Raw genomic sequence first — 3,560 nt, forward strand, 5'->3', positions numbered from 1 at the left:
ATTTGGCCTTATCGATTTTTGGGATTACAAATTATTCTGTTATCCCTCTTAATTCAGGTCTTTGGGATTGTGACTCCATTATTAACCCAGATTATTTTAGATCGAGTTGTGGTGAATAAAAGCCTTACGGGTTTGAATGTATTTGCCTTGGGATTGTTATTATTTGGGGTATGGAGTTTAGGGTTGTCTTCGATTCGACAATATCTATTAAGTTATTTATCGAATCGTTTGGATTTAACCTTAATTGGGGGGTTTATTTATCACGCGCTACAACTTCCTTTAAAGTTCTTTGAGTCCCGTCGTGTCGGGGATATCATTACTCGCGTTCAAGAAAATCAGAAAATTCAACGGTTTCTTATCGGTCAAATTTTGTTGTCTGCGTTGAATGTTGTGACGGGGTTTGTGTATTTAGGATTGATGCTTTATTACAACTGGAAGCTCACGGTTTTAATTTTAGGAATTGTGCCTTTAATTATTATCTTAACCTTAGCAGCAACGCCAATATTACGGCAGATTTCCCGTCAATTATTTAATGCTGCTGCTGATCAAAATTCAACTTTAGTAGAAATGATGACGGGAATTAATACGGTGAAAGCAGTAGCGGCGGAACCGGAATTACGGTGGCGTTGGGAAGAAAAATTAACCCAACAAATCAATGTTCAGTTTAAAGCCCAGAAATTAGGAATTAATTTGGGATTTATGAGTGGGTTAATTAATTCTATTGGGAGTACATTTTTACTGTGGTTTGGTGTCAATTTGGTGATCCAAGATCAATTGACGATTGGTCAGTTTGTCGCTTTTAATATGATGCAGGGTTATGTGATTAGTCCGATTCTGGCTTTAGTGGGATTATGGGATGAATTGCAAGAAGTCTTAATTTCCGTAGAACGGTTAAATGATGTGTTTGAACAGGAACCGGAAGAAAGCCCCCAAAAACCGTTAATTGTATTACCCAGAATTCAAGGAGAAATCCGTTTTGATAACGTTACTTTTCGCTATCAAGAAGATGCAGAAACAAATACTTTACAAAATATTGCATTTCACTTTTTACCTGGTCAAACCATTGCGATTGTTGGGCGCAGTGGTTCAGGAAAAAGTACCTTAGTTAAATTACTGCAAGGGTTATATCATCCCACAACCGGACAGATTTATGTCGATGGACATGAAATTCGTCATGTTTCTCCCCCTTCTTTGCGCACACAAATGGGCATTGTTCCCCAGGACTGTTATTTATTTTCAGGAACGATTTTAGAGAATATTACTTTGTATCGAGATGAATATCATTTAGATCAGGTGATTGAAGCTGCTAAATTAGCAGAAGTGCATGGATTTATTCAGGGTTTACCATTAGGATATTATACCAAAGTTGGAGAACGAGGTTCAAGTTTATCAGGAGGACAACGGCAACGAATTGCGATCGCTAGAGCCTTATTAGGTCATCCTAAAATTTTAATTTTAGATGAGGCAACCAGTTCTTTAGATACTGAAAGTGAACACCGTTTTCAACGGAATTTAGAACAAATGCAACGTACTCGCACCACGATTATTATTGCCCATCGTCTTTCAACAGTCAGAAGTGCCGATTGTATTCTGGTTTTAGACCGAGGGATTTTAGTCGAACAAGGAACCCATGAACACCTGATGGCAACTCAAGGACTCTACTACCATTTAGCCCAGCAACAACTGGATTTATAAAAACGAACAAACCCGAAACAGAAGCATCCCATCGAGACGTGAGGTTTCGCCTATGGGCTTTATTGACAGAACTTCTTCAACAAAGTTGCCAAATTGGCAGTCTCAAATTAGAAGTTACCCTAGTATAAATACAGAGGATTCTGATCAAAACCAAAACAAAGCGCCTAAACGTGGGATCACTTAACTTAAACCCTAAAGACTGATTATAGAGTATCTGCGTGCGGTAGTTAGTTGAATAGCACCTATAATCACTCGTCGCTTTTTATGAACAGTCGATTTATAGCAGTCGTGGACATCCGGGTTAGGACTCATACTCATCCAGAAAACCTGATGGTGAGGTCTTTTCCGCCCTATTCCCAGTAAATCGCTGTTGTCCGATTCAACCTAATTTCATAAACAACCATTGAAATATCAACTTTTGTTGGCTAGTTTTGACATCACCTTATGAAACCGTATAAACTGTTTTCCTGTTTCAAGGCCAATGTTGATCATGACCCAGACCCCCGATTGTCTATAACTACAGAGGAGGAATACTTACAGGATTTACAATTCAGTCGGGAAGAGAGAGAACAAACCGATCAGATTTATGGCGGGATAGCAGGTTCTGTTTCTTTTCCAAGAGTGACACCTCCCTTAACAGATGTCGCTGCCCAAAAATCTCCCGATCTATCCAGTATTCCGGCTGCAAAAAAAGACTGGTCAAACGCTTTACAATCTTTACTTGATCAACCGCCAGCGTCTTTTCCTCTGCAATTAATGTTGGGCGGATTTATTTTTTGTGTGGCGTTTGTCGCCTGGGGATATTTTGGAACCGTTGATGAAGTGGGTCAAGCCAGAGGTCAATTAGCACCCCAAGGAAAAGTTTATAAAATTCATCCTGTTGAGTTAGGAAAAGTTTCTCAAATTCTGATAAAAGAAGGACAAACTGTTAAAAAAGGTGAGGTTTTAGCCGAACTAGATCGACAGATTGCCACGACAGAATTAAGGAGATTACAACAACAACTCACCGCCTTGAAAGCCGAACTGACTCAAAAACAAAGCTTAATTGAACGGATTCATTTAGAAGCACAAACTCAATCGGCAATCGCCGAGGCTCAAATTCAAGCTCAACAAGCGAGTATTGAACGAGTGAAAAGCCAAATTTTTTCCAATCAACGGTTACTGGATCAACTCAATTTTGAAGCCAAAGTCACTCAAGAACGAGTTGAATCTTTACAACCCTTAAAAGCAGAAACTCAAACCTTAATTGAAAAATTGCAGGAGGGAGAATTAGCGGCTAAAGAACGACTAGAACGGTTAAAACCTCTGTTAGAAAGTGGTGCTATTTCTAAAGATTTAGTGTTTCAAGCTGAACAAAATCTGCGGGATCAAGAACAAGGCATTATTCAAGCACAATTATCACAAAAAAATAGTACCCAAGAACAGATTTTTCAAGCGGAACAAAGTTTCAGAGATCGGCAACGATTAATTACCCAATCTCAAGGAGAATTAAAACAAGCTCAAGTTGAAATTGAACAATTGAATGCGGAATTAGCCCAAAGAAAAGCGGAAGCGAAAACAATTCAAGTCGCAACCCAGCAAAAAATTCAACAAACTGAGTTAGAAGTGACGCAGTTGCAAGCCCAAATTAAAGACACTCAAAACTTGATTACAGCGGCCGAAGTAAAACTTCAAGAACGATATCTTTATTCCCCCGTTGATGGTATTGTTTCTAGCTTGAATGTGTTTAATCAGGGAGAAGTGATTCAACCCGGACAAACCGTTGCTGAAATTACACCTAAAAATGCACCTTTGATTTTAACCGCGAGTCTCCCCAACGACAAAGCCGGATTTGTCAAAACCGGAATGTCGGTTAAAGTCAAATT

At 39.1% G+C, this 3,560-nt stretch carries 2 protein-coding genes; both read left to right on the forward strand.

The genetic code is table 11. The annotated features are described in order from the left end of the window. A partial coding sequence (locus ACKPEB_RS08355) for a peptidase domain-containing ABC transporter (protein WP_408964421.1) occupies nucleotides 1-1,695 on the forward strand: 1,695 nt, incomplete at its 5' end. A 507-nt stretch (nucleotides 1,696-2,202) separates the two neighbouring features. Further along, nucleotides 2,203-3,560, forward strand: a 1,358-nt coding sequence (locus ACKPEB_RS08360) for an HlyD family efflux transporter periplasmic adaptor subunit (RefSeq protein WP_408964422.1), incomplete at its 3' end; no start/stop codon positions are given.

This window comes from Planktothrix sp., from assembly GCF_046067725.1.
Classification (GTDB): domain Bacteria; phylum Cyanobacteriota; class Cyanobacteriia; order Cyanobacteriales; family Microcoleaceae; genus Planktothrix.